Consider the following 21,856-nt stretch of genomic DNA (forward strand, 5'->3'; position numbering starts at 1 on the left):
TAGCGCCTCTCGGACGCGAAAAACCATTCCGTGTGCGCGAAAACGAACGATCTTGCCGAGGGCATCTCCGTGTTGGGGTGTTCTTGGCGAAATCGTGTCGATACACGCGAGAGCGGACGCCAAGAATGCAGCTTCTTAACGCCCGCTTTCGGGTGCGCGTCACTGCGCGCCGAGAGCCTCCCGCAGCAGGTGCATCAGCGCAGCCATCTGCACCGACTCGCCCGGTTCATCGGTGACGGCTTCACCGTCGAGTGCGCGGGCGGCGAGACCCTGCTTCTGATCGATGAGCTCGGCGATCTTCGTGTCGAGGGTGTGCGCGGCGATGATGCGCCACGCGGTGACCGGCTCGTCCTGACCGATGCGGTGCACGCGGTCGATCGCCTGCGTCTGCTCGGCCGCCGTCCAGCTCAGCTCGGCCAGCACGACGTTCGAGGCGACCTGCAGGTTGACGCCGACTCCCGCTGCGGTGAGCGAGCACACCGCGACGCCCACCTGCGGGTCGGTGTTGAACGCGTCGATCGCCTGCTGGCGCACGGCGGTCGTCTGGTCGCCGCGGATCGACACCGACGTGATCCCGGCTGCGGCGAAGTGCGCCTCGGCCTGATCCATCACGTCGACGTGCTTCGCGAAGAACACCACCTTCTCGACCGACCGCTGCAGCTGAGCGGCGTAGTCGGCGGCGAGCAGGGCTTTGGCCTGGCCGATCTTGCGCACCATGGTGAAGACGTTGTCACCGCCCGCACCGGCGGCCTTCGACTCCTCGAGCTCGTTGTGGGCGACCAGACGCACGATGTCGTCATCGATCCCCGTCGACAGGCTCAGTGACCCACCGACAGATGCACCGTGCGCAGCCGAGCGCGCTTCGACGATACGGCGGTACTTGGCCGCCATCCGCTCGCCCAGCTCCCGCTCCGCCGCCCGGATGCCGCGGCCGAACTCATCGTCGAGCTGCACCGGCAGGTCTGCGATGAGCTTGTCGGGCAGGTCGGCGGCGACGTCCTTCTTCTTCCGTCGCACGATGCCCATCGAGATGACCGCCTCGCGGGCCTCGGCGTAGAACGACTTGTCCGCCGGCGTCAGCCCGGTCGCATCGAGCTTCTCCATCAGCTCGGGCTCGGGCTTCTCGCCGTTCGTCCAGCCGAGGAAGCGCCAGATCGCGTCGAAGTCCTCGACGTCGTTGATCAGCGGCGTGCCCGTCAGGGCCAGCATCAGCGGGTTGCGCACGCGGTCGCGGATGCGTCCCGCAAGAGCCAGCACGTTCTGCGACCGCTGCGACGACAGGTTCTTGATGAAGTGCGCCTCGTCGACGACCATGCCCTGCAGGCCGATCGAGCCGAGCCACGACAGGTGCCGGTCGAGGATCTCGTAGTTGACGATGAACACGTCGGCGAAAGCGTCGATGTCGGCGCCGTCGCCCTGGATCACGGCGGCGCGGCGCTGCGGCGTCCATCGCTCGACCTCACGCGCCCAGTTCATCTTGACCACGTTGGGCACGACGACGAGCAGAGGGTAGGCGTTCGCGACCGAGGCGGCGAGCACCGACTGCGCGGTCTTGCCCAGACCGGGCTCGTCGGCGAGCAGGAAGCTGCGGTGACCGGAGCGCACCGCCTCGACGAAGCGCGACTGGTGCACCATGACCTCGCGCCCCTTGGGCGAGATGTGGTCGTACTCGGGCGTCGGGGGCAGCTCCATCGTGGCCGGTCCCCCGCCCGCTCCCGTCTCGAACGCCTTGTACAGCGGACCCATCAGCTCCCACCCGTCGAGCCGGCGGCGGGGCACCGCGGCGCGCTGGGGGGTCAGGTCGGGCGCGAGGAACGGCGACGCCAGCAGGCGCGACTCGACCGACGGCGGGGTGACCTGCTTCTCCGCGAGAGCGGTCGGAACCACCGGGTTCTGCACGATCGGTGCAATGTCGGTGATCACGAGCTCCTCGGGAGCGAGCTCGGCGCCCGACTCGAGCAGCCAGTCACGACGCATCCGCTTCGCGACGGGCGAGGTGGCCTGATCCGCGTCGAGCAGCTGGATCAGCGACGTGTCGCGCGCGGCCGTCTTGGCGAGGATCGTGGCCACACCGTCGAGCCGCTTGAGCAGCTCGGCCCGTGCTGCGTCGGTCAGTTCGCCGTCGGCTTTCACCCTGGCGCGCTCCTCGCGCACCAGGAATGCGATCACCTGGAATTTCACCCGGTTGGTCGGGCCCAGCTTGGCCCGCTGCGCCTTCGCCTCGATCTCGCGCACCTTGCGCGCGAGGATCGGGATCAGCGGCGCCTCTTCGTCTCGACGGGACGTCTTCTTTCGCCGCGGGGCGGCGGTCGCCGTGCTCGGCATGCTCCTCCTGAGCGTGAGTACCGGTCATCCGGCGGGGCCGGACGATGCTCTCCGTGAGCGGCTCCGATGAGGCGACCGCGAGAATGCGGAGTGCGAGGGGTGGGTGCGGACCTTGTCAGAAACGCCGATGCCAGAACCCTCGACGACAGTCTACGCCATGCCTGAGGTCATCCCCCAGAGCCGAGCGACCATGTCGTCGGCGTACCCGGCCATCTCGACATTGATCCACTTCGTCGAGAGCCATGCGTTGGCCCGGAAGACATGGATCTCGCCGATCACACCGGGCATCTCGCCCTCGAACCTCTCCTCGACGAGGCAGCGCGTCTGCTGCGCATCGCCGTCGACCACCTCGCAGGTCATCCCGTCGGCACGATACGCATCGAGCAGATCTTCCGACTGCTCGGCGCCGACGAGCGCGATCGTCGTCGCGATGCCCACCTCCGACGCGACGCCCCAGGTGCAGCGCAGATGGGCGAGATCCTCGAGCAACTGCGCCCCGACGGCCAGGTCTGTGGAGGGCATGGTCAGTGTCGGGTCGTCCGGTGGAAGCTGCGCGGCGATCAGGCGCTCGCGCATCGACGCGCTGAAGGCGTCGTCGCATGCCGCGGGAAGTGCTATCGATTCGTCGGCGGGTGCGCCCGTCGGCGAGGGCGGAGCCGCAGGTGTGCTCGTGCTCGCAGCACCGGGGCGGTCCGACGGCACGGCGGTCGGCGTGGGATCCGGCACGCCCGGGGCGCAGGCGGTGACCGCGACGGCGATGATCGCAGCGCCGACGATCGCGAGAGGCACACGGCGTGTCATGGCTCGATCGTACGCCGCGGGCTTCCCGCACCGCGAGAGCCGGCGGGCGCACCCTCGTAACGATTCAGCCCTGGTTCGAGAGGCGATTCCGGGCGACTGTCACGTCGTCAGCCATCTGCGCGATGAGGGCGTCCATCCCCTCGAAGGCCATCATGCCGCGCAGGTGGTCGGTGAACTCGACGGTCACGCGATGGCCGTACAGATCGAGTCCGGTCTCGTCGAGCACGTGCGCCTCCACCTGGCGACGCTCGACGTCGTCGAACGTCGGGTTGGTGCCCACCGAGATCGCAGCGGGATGCCGGATGCCCGTCACGTGGTCGTCCAGCCAGCCGGCGTACACCCCGTCGGCGGGCGCGAGGGCGTCGATCGTCTCCGACAGGTTGGCGGTGGGGAACCCCAGCTCACGGCCGCGCTTGAGCCCGTGCACGACCTCGCCGCTCACCGTGACGGGTCGACCGAGCACGGTGGCCGCCTGGGCTACGTCACCGGCGGCGAGCAGCTCGCGCACCCATGTCGACGACACCCTGCGGCCGCCGCCCTCGGGTGTGACGTCGTCGATGACGTCGACGGTGAAGCCGTGCTGCGGTCCCAGCCTGCGCAGCAGCTCGGCGTCTCCTGCACCTCCGCGGCCGAAGCGGAAGTCCCGCCCGACGAGGATCATGGCCGCGTGCAGCGAATCGACGAGGATGCCGCGCACGAAGTCCTCGGCGGACAGGGATGCCAGTGCGCGGTCGAACGTGAGCACCAGAGTGGCGTCCAGGTCGAGCTGGCCGAGGAGCTCGATCTTGCGCTCGGTGGCGACGACGTTCTCGGGGCACAGTTCGGGGCGCAGCACCTCGAGGGGGTTGCGGTCGAAGGTGACGGCGACGGTGCGCGCCCCGATCGCACGGGCATCCGCACGCATCCGCTCGATCACCGCTCGGTGTCCGACGTGCACGCCGTCGAACTTGCCGATCGCGACGACAGACCGGCCGAAGTCGGCCGGCACCTCAGCGGGATCGCGGAAGACGATCATGCCGCCTCTCCCATCGGGCGGTGGGTGCGCAGCCACCACAGGCCGAACACGGGCAGCACGAGCGGGATGAAGACGTACCCCATGCCGAAGTACGACCAGACGCTGTCGTGGCCGAAAAGCGCCGGAGCGAGCAGGCTGAGTGCGCCGACCACGATCACCCCGGTCAGCTCGAAGACGATCGCGACCCACGCGACCGTGTACCAGCCGCGACGGTGCGCGAGCACGAGCGCCAGCGTGGCGAGGATGTACACGGCGGCGGCGAGCACCGAGAGGCTGTACGCCAGCGGCGCCTCGTCGAAGCGGCGGACCACCTGGACGAAGCTGCGGCCGGCGGCCGCCAGTGCCATCACGGCGTAGACGATGACGAGAACTCGGCCGATGCCCGTCATCCGGGTGCGCGAAACGGTGTGGGACATTGCGTCGTCCATCTTACGCGCGTCGGTGACACGGCCCGACGGCGTCACGCGACCTGGAGCGTCCAGATCGCGTGCATCCGCCACAGCATGATCGCCAGCGACAGGCCGATGACACCCAGGATGACCGTGCTCCACCGCGTGCGGTCGATCAGCGCCCACGCCGCACCGCCGACGGGCAGCAGAACCGCCGAGACGAGGTAGACCCAGAACTCGAGCAGGTCCCCCGTGGGCGGGTTGCCTGCCAGTGGCGCGACGATCGCGATGACCACCTGGGCGATCAGCAGCACCTCGACGAGCAGCAGGCTCCCGACGGTCCAGTCGCTCGGTCGCCGTCCGGCGAGTCCGGCGATGATGCAGAACAGCCCGGCGATGCATGCGACGGCGATCTGCGTCAGGGTGAACCACAGGATCATCGCTGCACCTCCGGCATGTTCATGGCGCTCTTGATGTCCTTCCCTCGGGCCTCGACGACGCCCACGAGCAGTCCTTCGGGGTCGACCGCCGCGACCTCGGCTGCCGCCAGCCGCCCGGCGCCGCCCTGCAGGCGTTTGCCGTGGCGCAGATCCTTCGCCTCGCCTGCTGTCACCTGCAGCACCGGCATGGTGCGCTCGGCCGCCTGAGCGGGTGTCAGCAGCGTCGCGGCGGCGAGCTCGTCGATGACGACGGCGTCGGCGATGTCGAAGCCGCCCACACGGATGCGCCGGAGGGCGGTGAGATGACCGCCGACGCGGAGGGCCGCGCCCAGGTCCCGGGCGAGGGCTCGGATGTAGGTTCCGGACGAGCAGTCCACCACGACGTCCACGTCGATGACGCCGTCCGCGCGCCGAGTGCCCAGCACGTCGAACCGCGTGACGATGACCTGCCGGGCCGCGAGCTCGACCTCCTCGCCCGCTCGCACGCGGTCGTAGGCGCGCCGTCCGTCGACCTTGATCGCCGAGACCGAGCTCGGCACCTGGGATATCGCGCCGGTGAGAGCGGCGACGCCCGCGGCGATGCCGTCGTCGGTCACGGCGTCGACGGCACCGGACCCGGCCCTCTCGACGGTCTCCCCCTCGGCATCGTCCGTGGTGGTTCGCATCCCGAGCCGGATCGTCGCGGTGTAGGTCTTGTCGGCGCCGACGATGTAGGTGAGCAGCCGGGTCGCCCCCTCGACGCCGATCACCAGCAGCCCGGTCGCCATGGGGTCGAGGGTTCCGGCGTGCCCGACCTTGCGTGTTCCGAGAGCACGTCTGGTACGGGCGACGACGTCGTGGCTGGTCAGCCCGCCGGGTTTGTCGACGAGCAGGATGCCGGGTGAGACCATCCCTCAAGCCTAGAGCGTGCGCGTCGGGCCGCCGGTGCGGGCGACTGGGATTCCGCCCGCTTAGGCTGGTCGGATGTCCGCGCCCTCATCGACGCCCGCCGCTGCGTGGCGCGGTGATCTGCTCGACTGGTACGGCGCGACGGCGCGCGACCTGCCCTGGCGTCGCGCGGAGTTCGCGGCGGACTACGGCGCCTGGGGCACCCTCGTCAGCGAGTTCATGCTGCAGCAGACACCGGTCAATCGGGTCATTCCCCACCTGGACGCGTGGCTCCGCCGCTGGCCCACGCCGTCCGCGATGTCGAATGCCACTCCGGCCGAGGTGGTGCATCAGTGGGCGAACCTCGGCTATCCGCGACGCGCTCTGTGGCTGCACCGGGCGGCGATCGAGATCGTCGATCGGCACGACGGCATCGTGCCGCGCGACGTGCCCGCCCTGCTCGCCCTCTCCGGGATCGGCGAGTACACCGCACGCGCGGTCGCGGTCTTCCACTACGGCGACCGGCATCCCGTCGTCGACACGAACACGCGGCGCGTGATCGCCAGGGCCGTCGACGGCCGGTCGCAGCCCGACCCGCCGGCGAAGCGGGATCTCACGCGGATGGCCGAGCTGCTCCCCGACGATGTCGCGGAATCGGCGATCTTCAACGCCGCCATGATGGAGCTCGGCGCCCTCGTCTGCACGGCGCGCGCGCCGAGGTGCGAGGCGTGCCCTCTGGCATCCGGATGCGCATGGTTGAGGGCAGGCCGACCCGACACGGGCGACACGCGTCGCCGGCAGGCGCGCTACGAGGGCTCGGACCGTCAGGCACGCGGAGCCGTGCTCCGCGCGCTGCGCGTCGCCGCCGACCACCGGCTGGCGGCGAAGACGGTCGTCGCCGACTGGCCGGACGCCGCTCAGCGCGACCGCGCCATCGACTCGCTCATCGCCGACGGACTCGTCGAGGCGGCAGACGGAGCACTCCGGCTGCCCCGCTGAGCGGGATCGGCGTCAGTCCTCGTCGTCGTCGTCGCGGTGATACGGGTCGGCGTCGCCGGCGTGCGTCGCCGAAGCCGCCAGCTTCGCCACCTCGGCGTCGCGCTCGCGCGCCTCGCGCAGAAGATCGGCGATGTGACCGGCGCTCTCGGGCAGTGCATCCGGGATGAACTCGAGCGTGGGCACGAGGCGCACGTTGAGCTGACGACCGACCTCCTTGCGCAGGAGTCCGGTGGCCGAGGTGAGTGCGGCGCCGCTGGCGACGCGCTCCTCATCCGTGCCGAGCACGGTGTAGAACACCGAGGCGTGCTGCAGGTCGCCCGTGACACGCACCTCCGTGATGGTCACGAACCCGAGCCGCGGATCGCGCAGCCCCTTCTCGAGGCGCTCGGCGAGGATGACGCGGATGCGATCCGCGAGTCGTGCCTGTCGTTCTCCAGCCATGTTCCCATTCCCTCTGAGGACGAATGAGGGGCGCCTTGCGGCGCCCCTCACATCGTTTGGACTCGATCAGCCGCGAGGCTTCTCGACGAGCTCGGTCGTCTCGATCTCGTCGCCGATCTGGATGTCGTTGTACTTGCCCAGGCCGATACCCGCCTCGAAGTCCGTGCGGACCTCGGTGACGTCGTCCTTGAAGCGGCGCAACGACTCGATGGCCAGGCCATCGGCGATGACGACGCCGTCGCGGATGACGCGCGCCTTGGCGTTGCGCGTGATCGTTCCGGAGCGGACGATGACACCGGCGATGTTGCCGAACTTCGAGGAGCGGAACACCTCGCGGATCTCAGCCACACCCGACTTGACCTCTTCGTACTCCGGCTTGAGCATGCCCTTGAGCGAGCTCTCGATCTCGTCGATCGCGGAGTAGATGACCGAGTAGAACCGCACGTCGACGCCCTCGCGGGCGGCGGCCTCGCGGGCCTTCGGGTCGGGGCGGACGTTGAAGCCCACGATGATCGCGTTGTCGATCGTCGCCAGGTTCACATCCGACTCCGTGACCGCACCGACACCGCGGTGGATGATGCGCAGCTGCACCGAGTCGTCGACCTCGATCTTGAGCAGCGACTCCTCCAGCGCCTCGACGGCACCGGACACGTCGCCCTTGATGATGAGGTTGAGCGTCTCGACCTTGCCCTCTTCGAGTGCTCGGGTGAAGTCCTCGAGGGAGATGCGCTTGCGGGCCTTGGCGAGCAGGGCGTTGCGCTGCACGGCTTCACGCTTCTCAGCGATCTGGCGCGCCATCCGGTCTTCCTCGGTGACGATGAACACGTCGCCGGCGCGCGGCACCGAGTTCAGACCCTGCACCTGCACCGGACGCGACGGGGCGGCGTACTCCACCGCATCGCCGTTCTCGTCGAGCATGGCGCGCACGCGTCCGTAGGCGGTGCCGGCGACGATCGAGTCGCCGACGCGCAGGGTTCCGGACTGGATCAGCACGGTGGCGACCGAACCGCGGCCCTTGTCGAGCTTGGCCTCGATGGCGACACCACGGGCGTCCTTGTTCGGGTTGGCCGTGAGGTCCAGACCCGCGTCGGCCGTCAGCAGGACGGCGTCGATGAGCTCCTGGATGCCCGTGCCCTGGCGTGCCGAGACGTCGACGAACATGACTTCGCCGCCGTACTCCTCGGCGACCAGTCCGTACTCGGTGAGCTGCTGGCGCACCTTGCCCGGGTTGGCCTCGGGCTTGTCGACCTTGTTGACCGCGACCACGATCGGCACGCCAGCGGCCTGCGCGTGGTTCAGCGCCTCCACCGTCTGCGGCATGATGCCGTCGTCGGCGGCGACCACGAGGATCGCGATGTCGGTGACCTGCGCACCACGGGCACGCATGGCGGTGAACGCCTCGTGACCCGGGGTGTCGATGAAGGTCACCGCGCGGTCGATGCCGTCGTGCTCCGTCCAGATCTGGTACGCACCGATGTGCTGGGTGATGCCGCCGGCCTCGCCCTCGATGACGTTGGACTGGCGGATCGCGTCGAGCAGACGGGTCTTACCGTGATCGACGTGACCCATGACGGTGACCACCGGCGGCCGGATCTCGAGATCCTCGCCGCTTTCGGCGTCGAGCTCGCCCTCCAGGTCGAGACCGAAGCCCTCGAGGAGCTCCTTGTCCTCGTCCTCGGGCGACACCATCTGGATCTTGTAGCCCAGCTCCTCGCCGAGCACCTCGAAGGTGGCCTCATCGAGCGACTCGGTGGCCGTGGCCATCTCGCCCAGGTTGAAGAGGATGGTGACCAGCGTGCCGGGCTGGACGGTGTAGCCGTTCAGAGCCTCGAGCTTGTCTGCGAAGTCCGCGATGGATGCACCGCGACGCAGACGGATGGTCTCGCCGTTGCCCTTCGAGACGTTGATGCCGCCGACGACCGGCGCCGACCGCATCTCGAACTCTTGACGCTTCGCCCGACGCGACTTGCGCTGCTTGCTCTTGCCGCCGCCCTTGCCGAAGGCACCTGCGGTGCCGCCACCGGGACCACGACCGCGGCCGCCGCCACCACCGGGACGGCCGGCGAAGCCGCCGCCCGGACGCTGGAAGCCGCCGCCCGCACCGGCACCGGCACCGCCGGGACGGCCGGGAGCACCGGGACGCTGCTGGAACGGTGCGCCGGGACGACCGCCCGCACCGCCGCGCGCGCCGGGACCACCGGGACGACCCGGACGCGGAGCGCCGACACGGGGCGAACCCGGACGCGGCGCCTGCGGACGCGGGATGTTGCCCGGGGTGGGGCGCTGGCCCATTCCCTGCTGGGAGGCGAACGGGTTGTTGCCCGGGCGGGGACCGGCAGGACGCTGTCCCATGCCCTGAGCGGACGAGAACGGGTTGTTGCCGGGGCGTGGGGCACCGGGCTTGGGGGCGCCACCGGGCTTCGGCGCGCCGTCGCTCGCAGCGGGAGCGCTGCCGCCGGGCTTCGGAGCCTCAGCCTTGGCGGGGCCGGGCGTGGGCGCGCCGGCCGTCGCTGCGGGAGCGGTGGGCTCAGCGGAGGCGGGCGCCTCTTCGGCGGCCTCGACCGGTGCGGCCTTCTTGGCGGGCCCCGGCTTGGGACCGGGGGTCGGCGCCTTGGACGATGAGGTGGCGGACTTGGCCGCCGGCTTCGCCTCGGTCTTCTCGGCCGGCTTCGCGTTGGGGTCGGCCTCGATCGCCGCGCGCAGCTTGCGCGCCACGGGGGGCTCCACCGTCGAAGACGGGCTCTTCACGAACTCGCCGAGCTCCTTGAGCTTCGCGAGCGCGAACTTGCTGTCGACGCCGAGTTCAGCGGCGATCTCATGCACACGTGGTTTGGCAGCCACAATTCTCCTGTCTGGGTCGGTCCGCCCAGGCAGGGCAGACCACTAGTCGCGGACGGGTCTCATTTCGAGCCGTTCACTTTGTTTCCATAGCCGTTCAGCCTTTGTTCCGGTGGAAGTGCCGTTGGATGGTCTGCGCGTCCTCCGCCTCGGGGAATCCGATGGACGGCGGCACGCGGAGTGCTCGTGCGAAGGCCCGTCGCCGCAGAGCGGTGTCAAGGCACTCGGGCGAGGGATGCAGCCACGCGCCCCTCCCCGGCAGAGCAGCCCGCTCGTCGATGACGAGCCGGTCGTTCTGCACGACCACCCTGATCAGGGCGGATCGAGAGGCACGACCGCGGCAGCCTACGCACGTTCGTACAGGATCCATCTTACACCTCGGCGCCTCGACCGATGCCCGCCGCACCGCGAGCGGGCCGGTCGGCGCGGTTCACTCCATCACGCTGTCGGGCTGGATGTCGATCTTCGCGCCGGTGAGCTTGGCGGCCAGACGGGCGTTCTGCCCCTCCTTGCCGATGGCGAGCGACAGCTGGTAGTCGGGCACGAGCGCGCGGACGGCCTTGGTGGTGGCGTCGAGCACGAACGCCGACGTGACCTTCGCGGGCGACAGCGCATGCGCGACGAAGGTCGCGAGGTCGGGGTGGTGGTCGACGATGTCGATCTTCTCCCCGGCGAGCTCTTCGGTGACCGCGCGGACGCGACGGCCCATCTCGCCGATGCACGATCCCTTGGCGTTCACCGACGGGTCGTTCGCCTTCACGGCGATCTTGGTGCGGTGCCCGGCCTCCCGGGCCAGCGACACGATCTCGACGAGGCCGCCGGCGATCTCGGGCACCTCGAGGGCGAACAGCTTTCGGACGAGGCCCGGGTGGGTGCGCGAGACGGTGATCTGCGGGCCCTTGGCTCCCTTGGCGACGCTGGTGACGTAGACGCGCAGGCGACGCCCGTGCGTGTACTCCTCACCCGGCACCTGCTCCTCGGGCGGGAGGATCGCCTCGACGCTGCCGAGGTCGACGTGGATCATGCGCGGGTTGGGCCCCTGCTGGATGACGCCGGCGACGATGTCGCCCTCCTTGCCCCGGAACTCTCCGAGCACGGCATCGTCGGCGATGTCGCGAAGACGCTGGCTGATGACCTGCTTGGCGGCGTACGCGGCGATGCGTCCGAAGTCCTCGGGAGTGGTCTCCTCCTCACCGATGACTGCTCCCTCGTCGTCCTGCACGGGCTGCAGCACCGCGACGTGACCGGTCTTGCGGTCGAGCTCGACGCGCACGCCGGGCGGAACGGATCCGTCTTCCGAGACGTGCTTTCCGTAGGCGGTGAGGATGGCCTGCTCGATGATGGACACGAGTTCGTCGAAGGGAATCGCCTTCTCCTTCTCGATTCCGCGCAGCAGTGCGAGTTCGATATCCATCAGCGGTCTCCTCTATTCAGCTCTCACCGCGGACAGATGCTCCGCGGGCATCAGACAAGAATAGCCGATCCGCCATTGTCCGGCGAAGGGCCGGGAGCACGCCGGCGTGGCCGCGGCGCACGCGATACTGGGAGCCATGGAGCGATTCGACACGGTCGTCGTCGGCGCCGGCATGGCCGGTCTCACCTGCGCGCGGATGCTGGCGGATGCCGGCCGCGACGTCGTCGTGCTCGAGGCCCGTGACCGGGTCGGAGGCCGGATGCTCACAGACCGCACGGCCGGGTTCCCGGTCGACCTCGGCGCCTCCTGGATCCACGGCATCCGCGCGTCGCCGCTGTGGGACCTCGTGCAGGCGCTCGACCTTCCGACCAAGGAGTTCACGGTGGGCAGCTTCCAGGTCGGCGGGCGCCCCATGGAGCACTTCGACGGGGAGGGCCGACGGATGGACGCCGAGGCGTCGGCTCAGTGGACGAGCGATGTGCAGGCGGTCGACCGGGATCTGGTCGCAGTGATCGCCCGCTCCTCCCCTGGTGACAGCTACCTCGACGTCACCGAGCGCGCGTTGGATGCGTCTGGCCTGTCGCCGGAGCGGATCGACGAGATCCGCGAATTCTTCCGGCACCGTGTCGAGGAGCAGTGCGGTGCGTGGATCGGCGACCTGGACGCGCACGGACTGGACGAGGACGCCATCGACGGAGAAGAGGTCATCTTCCTCCGCGGGTACGACGAACTCCCCGCGCGGATCGCGGCCGGGCTCGACATCCGACTCGGCACGACCGTCACGCGCGTGCGCCGTTCGAGCCATGGCCTCGTCGTCAGCGCCGACGACGCCGAGTACACGGCGAACACCATCGTCGTGACGGTTCCGCTCGGCGTGCTCAAGTCCGGGGCGATCGAGTTCGATCCGCCTCTGCCCGACCAGGTCGCCGGTCCGATCGCAAGACTCGGAATGGGCGTCTTCAACAAGATCTTCCTGCAGTTCCCCGAGCGGTTCTGGCAGGACGACAGCTACGTGATCCGGGCGCTCGGCGAGGCGGGCGAGCGCTGGCACTCCTGGTACGACGTGTCCGCGATCAGCGGCATCCCGACGCTGTTGACGTTCGCTGCAGGTCCCCTGGGTCGGCACCTGCAGGACCTCGCCGACCACGAGATCGTCACGGGCGTGCTGACGGCGCTGCGCGCCCTGTACGGGGATGCCGTGGATGAGCCGATCGCGCAGTGGGTGACACGCTGGGGCCAGGACCCGCTCGCGGCAGGATCGTACTCGTACATCGCCACCGGCTCGTCCCACCACGACCATGACGCGCTCGCCGGCCCTGTCGACGACAATCTGCACTTCGCGGGCGAGGCGACCTGGGGTGACGAGCCGGCGACCGTCGGAGCCGCTTTCTACTCGGGGGGACGTGCGGCTGAGCGCATCCTCGGTCACCCGGTGGATCTCACCGCGTTCGCGGAGGGTGTCACCACTCGCGAGGATGCTGACCCGCGCTGACTCGGGCTGACAGGCCGTCGCGCCGCGACGACGACGCCTCATTCCCGATCGACCGAGCTGACGATGCTCAGTTCGCGGAGGGCAGCTCGTTGATCGCGCGGATCAGCGCGTAGAGCTGACCGACGCTGCGCTGCTCGAGGTGCAATGCCAGGCGGGGCAGCTCGACCACGTCACCGGCCGTGCGCTCGACGTCGAGCGGTTCGGTGCGCTCGATGCGCCCGTACTCGCACATGTGGCCGAAGCGCTCGTTGAGGCTCTCGATCTCGGCATCCGACGGGGTGTGCACCAGCCGCAGCACCAGCAGATCCCCGACCCAGCGCAGCGAGTCGTAGTTGTGCCAGAATCCGGTGACGTGAGCCGTGGCCTCGTGCACCGAGTCGGTGATCAGCACGCGGTCGAGATCGTGCGGCGAGATCACTCCCGCAGGTGCGAGGTGCTCGTCGACGAAGCGCTTCAAGCCGTTCCAGAAGGCGCCGTTCGGTGCGTCGAGAAGCACGATCGGCATCGGCTCGGCCTTGCCGGTCTGCTGCAGGGTGAGCAGCTCGAACATCTCGTCCATGGTGCCGAAACCGCCGGGCAGGCAGATGAACCCGCGCGATTCCTTGATGAGCATGAGCTTGCGCGTGAAGAAGTACTTCATCGACACGACCTGCGTGCTCTCGGCGATGATCGTGTTCGCGCGCTCCTCGAACGGCAGGCGGATCGAGACGCCGAGAGACATCTTCGATCCCGCGCCCTCGGCCGCCGCCTGCATGATGCCGGGTCCGGCGCCGGTGACCACCATCCAGCCGTCGTCGGCGAGGGCCGACGCCACGTCGCGGGCCTGCACGTACAGCGGGTCGTCCTCACCCGTGCGGGCGGAGCCGAACACCGTGACCTTGGGCACGTGGTGGAAAGGCTGGAACAGGCGGAATGCATCGTGCATCTCCTGCAGTGCGGCCGACGCGATCTTCAGATCGAGCCGGTCGGTGCTCTCCTGCCCCAGCGACAGCGAGGTCTGCAGCAGTCGGGCGATGAGACCCCGCTCGGTGCGGATGCCGGCCTCGTCGAGAAGCGCGGTGATCTGCTGGCGCAGGTCTTCGTCAAGCGTGGCGTCGGTCATGCGTCCACCCTTGCACACCGCACCGTGGCACCACGGAGAACCGCCTGGCGGATGAGCGCGTGACTCAGCGGGTGAGTCGGGCGACGGCTTCGTCGGCCGACAGCGACTCCCGCTCGCCGGTGGCGCGGTCCCACAGCTCGACCTGTCCGTCGGCGGCACCGCGACCGACGATCACGATCTTCGGCACGCCCACGAGCTCCGCGTCGCCGAACTTCACACCGGGCGACACCTTGACGCGGTCGTCATAGAGCACGTCAAGGCGAGCGGCCTCGAGCCGCGTCGCGATGCCCTCGGCCACGTCGAAGGCGACCTGATCGCGGCCGGCGGCGACCACCTGCACGTCGAACGGTGCGACGGAGGCCGGCCAGATCAGGCCCTTCTCGTCATTGTTCAGCTCGGCGATGATCGCAAGGATGCGGGTGACCCCGATGCCGTACGAGCCCATCGTGACGGTGACGAGCTTGCCGTTCTGGTCGAGCACCTTCAGGCCGAGCGACTCGGCGTACTTCCGACCGAGCTGGAAGACGTGGCCGATCTCCATACCGCGTGCAAGCGACACGGGGCCTGACCCGTCGGGCGCGGGGTCGCCGTCTCGCACGTTCGCGATCTCGACGGTGCCGTCGGCCGTGAAGTCGCGGCCGGCGACGACGGTGTGCGCGTGCTTCTCGTGGATGTTCGCACCGGTGATCCAGCGGGTGCCGTCGGCGACGCGGGGATCGACCAGGTACCGGATGCCTGTGGCCGACTCCTCACCGAGCACGGGCCCGGTCTCGGACCACGGACCGATGTACCCGCGCACGAGCAGCGGGTGCCGCTCGAAGTCGGCGTCCGACGCCGCTTCGACTTCGGCGGGTGCGAAGGCGACCTCGGCGCGCTTGAGATCAACGTCCCGGTCACCGGGGATTCCGACGATCACGAGCTCTCGGGAGCCGTCGAGATGCGTCAACGCGAGCACGACGTTCTTCAGGGTGTCCGCCGCGGTGTACTCGCCCTCGAGCACGGCGTTGCTGTGGGCGACGAGCGTGTCGATGGTGGGGGTGCCGGGCGAATCGAAGATCGCCGCCGCTTCCACGCCGTCCCAGCCGACGGCATCCGGAGCGGTGGTCGTGTAGGCCTCGACGTTGGCGGCGTAGCCGCCCTCGCTGCGCACGAAGGTGTCTTCGCCGACGGGCGTCGGGTGCAGGAACTCCTCGCTTCGCGAGCCGCCCATCGCGCCGGCATCCGCCTGCACGATCGCGTACTCGAGGCCGAGTCGCTGGAAGATGCGCTCGTAGGCGTCGCGCTGCGCCATGTAGCTGGCGTCGAGGCCCTCGTCGGAGGCGTCGAAGGAGTAGGCGTCCTTCATCGTGAACTCGCGGCCACGCAGCAGGCCCGCGCGGGGACGTGCCTCGTCTCGGTACTTGTCCTGGATCTGGTAGAGCGTCAGCGGCAGGTCCTTGTACGACGAGTACAAGTCCTTCACGAGCAGGGTGAACGCCTCTTCGTGGGTGGGCGCGAGCAGGTAGTCGCCGCCCTTGCGGTCGTGCAGCCGGAACAGCAGGTCGCCGTACTCGTCCCACCGTCCGGTGGCCTCGTACGCCTCGCGGGGCATCAGCGCCGGGAAGTGCACCTCCTGAGCGCCCGCCGCCGCCATCTCCTCACGGATCACCGTCTCGATCTTCGCCTTCACCCGCAGTCCCAGCGGCAGCCAGGCGAAGATACCCGCCGCCTGCGGGCGGATGTAACCGGCCCGGATCAGCAGCTTGTGGCTGGCGACCTCGGCGCCGGCAGGGTCTTCGCGGAGCGTGCGGAGGAAGAAGTTCGAGAGACGAGTGACCACGGGGCAAGTCTAGTGACCCGCGATCGCTCGTCTCGTCGGCTCAGTTGAGTGCTCGGGTGCCCTCCGGGATCACGCCGTTCGCGTACAGGTCGGTGGCGAGGTCCTGCAGCGCCGTGAGCGCGACGCGCTGCGTCGTCGGGCCGTAGGAGATGCGTGAGACTCCGAGCGCCTCGTACTCGGCCGCGGTGAGCGCCCCCGGCAGGCCGATGACACTGACCTTGTTGTGGCCGATGCCATCGACGAGGGTTCGAGTGGCATCCGCGTCGAGGACGCCGGGCACGAACACGGCGGTGGCCCCTGCGTCGATGAACGCGCGTCCACGCTCGACCGCATCAGCCAGCTTGTCGGCGAGCGGCTTGTCGCCGCCGCGCACGATCGCATCCGTGCGGGCGTTGAGCGCGAACGGCACGCCCTCCGCCTGTGCGGCCTTGACGATCGCCTCGACCTTTGCGACGGACTCGACGAACGGCGCCAGCCGATCTTCGATGTTCGCACCGACCACGCCGACGCCGATCGCCAGTCGCGTGGTCTCGCCGGCGTCGCCGTATCCGTCGTCGAGGTCGGCGGTCACCGGCAGATCGACGCCGGCGGTGATGCGTCCGACGAAGTCGATCATGAGGTCGCGCGGGATCTGACCGTCGGCGTAGCCGAAGGTCGCCGCGATCGAGTGACCGGCGGTGGCGAGGGCTTTCGTCCCGGGCAGCGCGGCGACGGCCCTGGCCGAGACGACGTCCCAGATGTTGACGACGCGCAGGATCTCCGGTGCGTCGTAGAGGTCGATGAGAGTGCGGGCCTTGTCAGCGTTCGTCATGTCCTCACGGTAGTGCGCGCGGCGTGGCGCGGGGCCGCCGTCACCCGAGACCTCCGGGGCTCTGCATAGGGTGGACGCATGCCTCAGCGTCGATCACATGTTTCGCCTTCCGCCGCGCAGAGCGAGCTCGCTGAGGCACTGACAGCGCTGCGCGAGGGGACCGAAGCGCCCGTCGAGTTCCCGCCGGAAGCGGTCGCCGAGGCTGAGGCGGCGAGCGCGCCGACCCCCGAGCTGGATCTGCGCGACGTGCCCTTCGCCACGCTCGACCCGCTGGGCTCGAAGGATCTCGACCAGGCGTTCCACCTGGAGCGCGCCGGCTCGGGTTACCAGGTGCGGTACGCGATCGCCGATGTGCCCGGCTTCGTCACGCCCGGTGGTGCCGTCGATGCGCAGGCCCGCCTGCGCGGGCAGACCCTCTATCTCGCCGACGGGAACATTCCGCTGCATCCGCGGGTGCTGTCCGAGGATCGCGCGTCGCTGCTTCCGGATGCCGAGCGGCCGGCGCTCGTGTGGACGTTCATCCTCGACGCCGAGGGGTCGAAGACGGACTTCCGGCTCGAGCGCGCCCGCATCCGCTCGCGGGCGCAGCTCGACTACGCCTCGGCGCAGGCATCCGTCGACCGGGGTGGAGACGACCACCTCGCTCTGCTGCAGGAGATCGGCGAGCTGCGCCGTGCGCAGGAGGCCGAGCGCGGTGGTGCGAGCCTGAACCTGCCCGATGAGGAGGTCGTGCAGCGCGACGACGGCCGCTACGACATCGAGCGCCGCCACCCACTGCCCATTGAGGACTGGAACGCACAGCTGTCGCTTCTGACGGGGATGGCAGCGGCCGAGTTGATGATCGACGCGAAGGTGGGTGTGCTGCGAACGATGCCGCAGCCGGAAGACGGCGCGTTCGAGCGCTTCCGGCGTCAGACCGAGGCTCTCGGTCGCCCGTGGACCACCGGTCGGTACGGCGAGTATCTGCGCCAGCTCGACAAGCGGGATCCGCTGACCCTTCCTGTACTGGAGGCCGCGGCGTCGCTTTTCCGCGGCGCGGGATACGTCGCCTTCGACGGGCGACTGCCCGAGGGCGATCTGAGCCAGGCCGCGATCGGTGCGCCCTACGCCCACGCTACCGCTCCGCTGCGCCGCCTGGTGGACCGGTGGTCGCTGGCGATCTGCGTCGCCGCGGCGGAGGGCCGCCCTGCACCGGAGTGGGCGCGGGATTCACTGGCGGAGCTGCCGGCGCTGATGCAGCAGTCAGCGCAGCGGGCATCCACGCTGAACGCCGAGACGATCAACCGTGTCGAGGCCGCACTGCTTCGACCGCTGGCCGGGCAGGTGATCGAGGCGACCGTCATCGAGATGCGCGGCGAGGGGCGTGCGACCGTGCAGATCGCCGAACCTGCCGTGACCGCCACCGCACCGGTGCCCGTCGGAACCTCACCCGGATCGCGCGTGCGTCTTCGCGTCAGCGGGGTGGACGTCTCGCTGGGGACCGTCGACCTCAGCGCGATCTGAGTCGCTTCGAGTGCCGCGGGACATCGATCCCGCGGGACGTGGTGCGTGACGCTCGCTCGTTCGCGGTGACGGCCAGGCGCGCGGGACTCGGTCACGAGGATGCCGAGCGGATCCTCGAGGCGGTGTGGATCAACGACGGGTGATCAGGCGGGCACTGCGGTCGTCGTCATCACGAGCAGCTGCGGATCGCCGAGGTCGAGTGACACCGTGATCGACGCGAACTCGGCGAGGGACTGCACGTGCGTGCCACCGCAGAGGAATCCGACCTCGCCCTCGGGCAGCGTGCAGCGCCAGGTGCGACGGTCGATGATGCTCGGCCCGTCGACATCGATGCGACTCCGACCCGCCGAGGCGATCCAGCCGGCGAGGGTCTCGTTGATCCGCGTCTCACGCTCGGCCAGCGAGGCCGCGAACCCCTCGGAGTCGAAGCCTGCCTTGCGCAGGCTCTTGCCCAGGCGATACTCGTCGACGCTGCCGTCGGCGTGGATGCGGCTGGACTGGTTCGCCTTCCCCTCGAAGTCGGGATTGCCGAGCGGGTCGGTGCCGATCTCCTTGCGCCACAGGTCGGCCACCGCCGCGTCGAGGGCGAGGGACGCCAGGTGGCACGCGGTGTGCCCTCGGCTCAGTGAGGCCCGGTGATCGGCATCCACCGTCAGCGTGACCCGCGCACCGATAGCGATGTCGGCGGGGATCGCCCCCTCGGTGCGGTGGCCGACCATCCACGTCCAGCCCTCGCCACCGCGCTTGACGGGGATGTCGGAGCCGACAGCCAGCGCTCCCTCGTCGCTGATCGCGGCCATCACGGCCTCGGTCACGCGCACCCGCACGTCGCCGATGGTGATCGCGCCGGAATCTCCGGGCTGGTCGGGCCAGGTGTGGTCGACGGGATGGAACGGGGTCGCGTCGACCACGACGATCGAGGCGGCCTGATCTACGAGAAGCACCTCGCCTTCGCCGGCCAGTGCGCCATCGGGGAACGAGACGAGCGTCGACTGCATGGATTCCTCCTGACGCGTCAGCCGGTGATGACCTGGGCGGTGCCGAGCGGGGCGTCGGAGCCCATCTCAGCGGCGATGCGGTTCGCCTCTTCGATGAGCGTGGCGACGATGTCGGCCTCGGGCACGGTCTTGATGACCTCTCCCTTGACGAAGATCTGCCCCTTGCCGTTGCCCGATGCGACGCCGAGGTCCGCCTCGCGCGCTTCGCCGGGGCCGTTCACGACGCAGCCCATCACGGCGACGCGCAGCGGGACCGTCATGTCCTTGAGCCCTTCGGTGACGTCATCGGCGAGCGAGTAGACGTCGACCTGCGCACGACCGCACGAGGGGCAAGACACGATCTCGAGCTTGCGCTCGCGAAGGTTCAGCGACTGCAGGATCTGGTGGCCGACCTTCACCTCTTCAGCCGGGGGCGCCGAGAGCGAGACACGGATGGTGTCGCCGATGCCCTCGCCCAGCAGGATGCCGAACGCGGTGGCGCTCTTGATCGTGCCCTGGAACGCCGGACCGGCCTCGGTCACGCCGAGGTGCAGCGGCCAGTCACCGCGCTCGGCCAGCTGGCGGTACGCCTTGACCATCACGACGGGGTCGTTGTGCTTGACCGAGATCTTGAAGTCGTGGAAGTCGTGCTCCTCGAAGAGCGACGCCTCCCACACCGCGCTCTCGACGAGCGCCTCGGGGGTCGCCTTGCCGTACTTCTCGAGCAGTCGCGGGTCGAGCGAGCCGGCGTTCACGCCGATGCGCAGCGACACGCCCGCATCCTGCGCGGCCTTGGCTATGGCGCCCACCTGATCGTCGAACTTGCGGATGTTGCCCGGGTTGACGCGCACCGCCGCACAGCCGGCGTCGATCGCCTGGAACACGTACTTCGGCTGGAAGTGGATGTCGGCGATCACCGGGATCTGGCTCTTCTTCGCGATGATGTGCAGCACATCGGCGTCGTCCTGCGACGGCACCGCGACGCGGACGATCTCGCAGCCGGATGCCGTGAGCTCGGCGATCTGCTGCAGTGTGCCGTTGATGTCGGTGGTCTTCGTCGTCGTCATCGACTGGACGCTGACGGGGGCGTCGCCGCCGACCAGGACCTTGCCGACCCGGATCTGACGGGACTTGCGACGTGGGGCGAGGACTTCGGGGATGCGCGGCATCCCAAGATTCACTGCAGGCACGCATCCAGGCTACCGCCGCCCGATCGGCGTCGGCTGGAAGTCGACCGCTTCGTGTCCGGGGCAAGATCTGCCGCGATACAGGTGTAGACATATTCGAATCTTTGTTCTATACTGGTGTGGTGATCATCGATGAGGAGTTCGGCTCGATCCCGCGGTCTGCGGGTGATGTGCTAGGTGTTCTTCTTGATGATGTGACGTGTTCTGAGGTGGATGCGAACCGTTATGCGGCTCGTCAGGCGCAGCGCGTGGTGGAAGCGGTCGAGTTCGCTCGTCAGCATCCGGAGATCTACACGATCGACGCCGACGCGCAGATGGCCGAGCGGGCTGTCGTGCTGGAGCTGTCGCTGCGGTTGCGGATCTCGCAGGAGCGGGTGCGGGAGCTGTGCTCTGTCGCTGAGACGGCGGCGCGGGATCTGCCGCTGCTGTGGCAGCGCGCCCGTGACGGGTTCGCGTCGATGCACAACGTCGGGGTGATCGTCACCGCCGCCGGCCCGCTCGCCTCCCCGCTCGGCGCGCCGCAGGAGGTTCGGGATGCCGAGGCCGCCGCGCTCGCCCGGCTGGATCAGGCCGCGCACGAGTGGGTGCTGACCTGCTCATCAGCGGTGCTGCGGCAGCGGGCGAAGAAGCTCGTCGACCGGATCACCGGCGACACCGCCGCCCGCCGGCACACCCGCGCGATGGCCGACCGGCATGTCGGCCGCTCCCCCGCCGGCGACGGAATGTCGTGGGTCACCGCCCTGGTCCCCACCCACGAGGCGGTCGCGATGATGCGCCGCCTGACGGCGACGGCGAAGCACACCCAGAAGTTTGAGCGCGACGGGCGCACGCGGGATCAGATCCGCGCCGACCTGTTCAGCGCATGGCTGCGCGGCATCGGCACCCCCACTGCGGTGAAGACGAAGGTCTTCGTCACCGTGCCCGTGCAGCTGCTCGCCGGCGAACCAGTCCCCGTCGAATCCGCGTCCATCGTGGGCGGCGACACGATCGACCCGCTCACCGCGAAGCAGCTCTTCCTCGACGCCCGCGGATTCCACCGGCTGATCACCGACCCCGTCAAAGGCGTGATCATCGACATGGACCGGCGCACCTACCGCCCCACCCGCGCTCAGCGCGACTGGCTGACCCTGCACCACGGGACCTGCTCCCGCGACGGATGCACCCACCTCGCCGTCGACGCCGACCTCGACCACGACCGGCCCTGGGCGAAGGGCGGAACCACCGACCTCACCCAGCTGCGACCACTCTGCCCCCGCGACCACACCATGCGACATCGCACCCGCATCCGATACCGCACCCGACCCGACCACACGGCGCAGGTCATCTCCCCCACCGGTTTCCGCAGCGCTGCTCCGCCGCCCTTCTGACGATCGAGTGCGGCATGGGGTTCGAAAGAGGCTGTCTCCGCGAGCGAAAGCGGCTGCGCGCGGCGTCAC

Annotated in this window: 19 protein-coding genes; 4 read left to right on the forward strand and 15 right to left on the reverse strand. The window is 69.4% G+C overall.

Features of this window, described 5'->3' with window-relative positions; genetic code table 11:
• Positions 1-159 precede the first annotated feature (159 nt).
• The 6 genes from ACWGSM_RS02655 to truB form a co-directional block, all read right to left on the reverse strand.
• On the reverse strand, positions 160-2,325 hold the full coding sequence (locus ACWGSM_RS02655) for a DEAD/DEAH box helicase (protein ID WP_452321421.1): 2,166 nt from the start codon (positions 2,323-2,325) through the stop codon (positions 160-162).
• 150 nt (positions 2,326-2,475) lie between these two features.
• On the reverse strand, positions 2,476-3,126 hold the full coding sequence (locus ACWGSM_RS02660; RefSeq protein ID WP_452321422.1) for a hypothetical protein: 651 nt from the start codon (positions 3,124-3,126) through the stop codon (positions 2,476-2,478).
• A 64-nt stretch (positions 3,127-3,190) separates the two neighbouring features.
• Positions 3,191-4,141 (reverse strand): bifunctional riboflavin kinase/FAD synthetase, encoded by a 951-nt coding sequence (locus ACWGSM_RS02665; protein ID WP_452321423.1) that lies wholly within the window; start codon positions 4,139-4,141, stop codon positions 3,191-3,193.
• Entirely contained in the window at positions 4,138-4,557 is a 420-nt protein-coding gene (locus ACWGSM_RS02670; RefSeq protein ID WP_452321424.1) for a hypothetical protein, read from the reverse strand. The genes ACWGSM_RS02665 and ACWGSM_RS02670 overlap by 4 nt, the downstream gene beginning before the upstream one ends.
• A gap of 44 nt (positions 4,558-4,601) precedes the next feature.
• Positions 4,602-4,970, reverse strand: a complete 369-nt coding sequence (locus tag ACWGSM_RS02675; RefSeq protein ID WP_452321425.1) for a hypothetical protein — start codon at positions 4,968-4,970, stop codon at positions 4,602-4,604.
• On the reverse strand, positions 4,967-5,860 hold the full coding sequence (gene truB / locus ACWGSM_RS02680; RefSeq protein ID WP_452321426.1) for a tRNA pseudouridine(55) synthase TruB: 894 nt from the start codon (positions 5,858-5,860) through the stop codon (positions 4,967-4,969). Before truB ends, ACWGSM_RS02675 begins: the two co-directional genes overlap by 4 nt.
• Before the next feature lie 73 nt (positions 5,861-5,933).
• Here truB and ACWGSM_RS02685 point away from each other — a divergent pair, with 73 nt between their 5' ends.
• A complete protein-coding gene (locus ACWGSM_RS02685; protein WP_452321427.1) occupies positions 5,934-6,836 on the forward strand; it encodes an A/G-specific adenine glycosylase in 903 nt (300 codons plus the stop codon).
• A gap of 12 nt (positions 6,837-6,848) precedes the next feature.
• On the opposite strand, the gene rbfA is transcribed toward ACWGSM_RS02685, so the two are convergent.
• From rbfA to nusA, 4 genes are all read right to left on the reverse strand, one after another.
• Entirely contained in the window at positions 6,849-7,277 is a 429-nt protein-coding gene (gene rbfA, locus ACWGSM_RS02690) for a 30S ribosome-binding factor RbfA (protein WP_313358252.1), read from the reverse strand.
• A gap of 66 nt (positions 7,278-7,343) precedes the next feature.
• Positions 7,344-10,118, reverse strand: a complete 2,775-nt coding sequence (gene infB / locus ACWGSM_RS02695; RefSeq protein WP_452321428.1) for a translation initiation factor IF-2 — start codon at positions 10,116-10,118, stop codon at positions 7,344-7,346.
• A gap of 94 nt (positions 10,119-10,212) precedes the next feature.
• Positions 10,213-10,485 (reverse strand): YlxR family protein, encoded by a 273-nt coding sequence (locus ACWGSM_RS02700; protein ID WP_452321429.1) that lies wholly within the window; start codon positions 10,483-10,485, stop codon positions 10,213-10,215.
• A gap of 60 nt (positions 10,486-10,545) precedes the next feature.
• A complete protein-coding gene (gene nusA, locus ACWGSM_RS02705) occupies positions 10,546-11,529 on the reverse strand; it encodes a transcription termination factor NusA (protein ID WP_313356635.1) in 984 nt (327 codons plus the stop codon).
• A gap of 136 nt (positions 11,530-11,665) precedes the next feature.
• Here nusA and ACWGSM_RS02710 point away from each other — a divergent pair, with 136 nt between their 5' ends.
• A complete protein-coding gene (locus tag ACWGSM_RS02710) occupies positions 11,666-13,021 on the forward strand; it encodes a flavin monoamine oxidase family protein (protein ID WP_452321430.1) in 1,356 nt (451 codons plus the stop codon).
• A 67-nt stretch (positions 13,022-13,088) separates the two neighbouring features.
• Here the strand turns inward: ACWGSM_RS02710 and ACWGSM_RS02715 are convergent, their stop codons facing one another.
• The 3 genes from ACWGSM_RS02715 to ACWGSM_RS02725 all read right to left on the reverse strand — a co-directional run bounded on the left by ACWGSM_RS02715 (position 13,089) and on the right by ACWGSM_RS02725 (position 16,753).
• Positions 13,089-14,123, reverse strand: a complete 1,035-nt coding sequence (locus tag ACWGSM_RS02715; RefSeq protein ID WP_452321431.1) for an LOG family protein — start codon at positions 14,121-14,123, stop codon at positions 13,089-13,091.
• Between the two features lie 64 nt (positions 14,124-14,187).
• On the reverse strand, positions 14,188-15,942 hold the full coding sequence (locus tag ACWGSM_RS02720; RefSeq protein WP_452321432.1) for a proline--tRNA ligase: 1,755 nt from the start codon (positions 15,940-15,942) through the stop codon (positions 14,188-14,190).
• A gap of 40 nt (positions 15,943-15,982) precedes the next feature.
• Complete coding sequence (locus tag ACWGSM_RS02725) at positions 15,983-16,753, reverse strand: isocitrate lyase/PEP mutase family protein (RefSeq protein ID WP_452321433.1); 771 nt, start codon at positions 16,751-16,753, stop codon at positions 15,983-15,985.
• A gap of 78 nt (positions 16,754-16,831) precedes the next feature.
• Here ACWGSM_RS02725 and ACWGSM_RS02730 point away from each other — a divergent pair, with 78 nt between their 5' ends.
• The gene (locus ACWGSM_RS02730; RefSeq protein WP_452321434.1) at positions 16,832-18,256 is read left to right on the forward strand and encodes an RNB domain-containing ribonuclease; all 1,425 of its coding nucleotides are present in this window, start codon (positions 16,832-16,834) and stop codon (positions 18,254-18,256) included.
• A 143-nt stretch (positions 18,257-18,399) separates the two neighbouring features.
• Here the strand turns inward: ACWGSM_RS02730 and ACWGSM_RS02735 are convergent, their stop codons facing one another.
• Positions 18,400-19,254 carry a hypothetical protein gene (locus ACWGSM_RS02735; protein WP_452321435.1) on the reverse strand — a complete coding sequence of 285 codons (855 nt, stop codon included), beginning with the start codon at positions 19,252-19,254 and terminating at the stop codon, positions 18,400-18,402.
• 17 nt (positions 19,255-19,271) lie between these two features.
• Positions 19,272-20,423: a flavodoxin-dependent (E)-4-hydroxy-3-methylbut-2-enyl-diphosphate synthase gene (gene ispG, locus ACWGSM_RS02740; protein WP_313356625.1), complete on the reverse strand. Its 1,152-nt coding sequence runs from the start codon at positions 20,421-20,423 to the stop codon at positions 19,272-19,274.
• Positions 20,424-20,629: 206 nt separating this feature from the next.
• On the opposite strand from ispG, the gene ACWGSM_RS02745 reads away from it, so the two are divergent.
• Positions 20,630-21,787: a DUF222 domain-containing protein gene (locus ACWGSM_RS02745; protein WP_452321436.1), complete on the forward strand. Its 1,158-nt coding sequence runs from the start codon at positions 20,630-20,632 to the stop codon at positions 21,785-21,787.
• The last annotated feature ends 69 nt before the right edge of the window (positions 21,788-21,856 follow it).

The organism is Microbacterium sp. NPDC055521 (assembly GCF_053619695.1).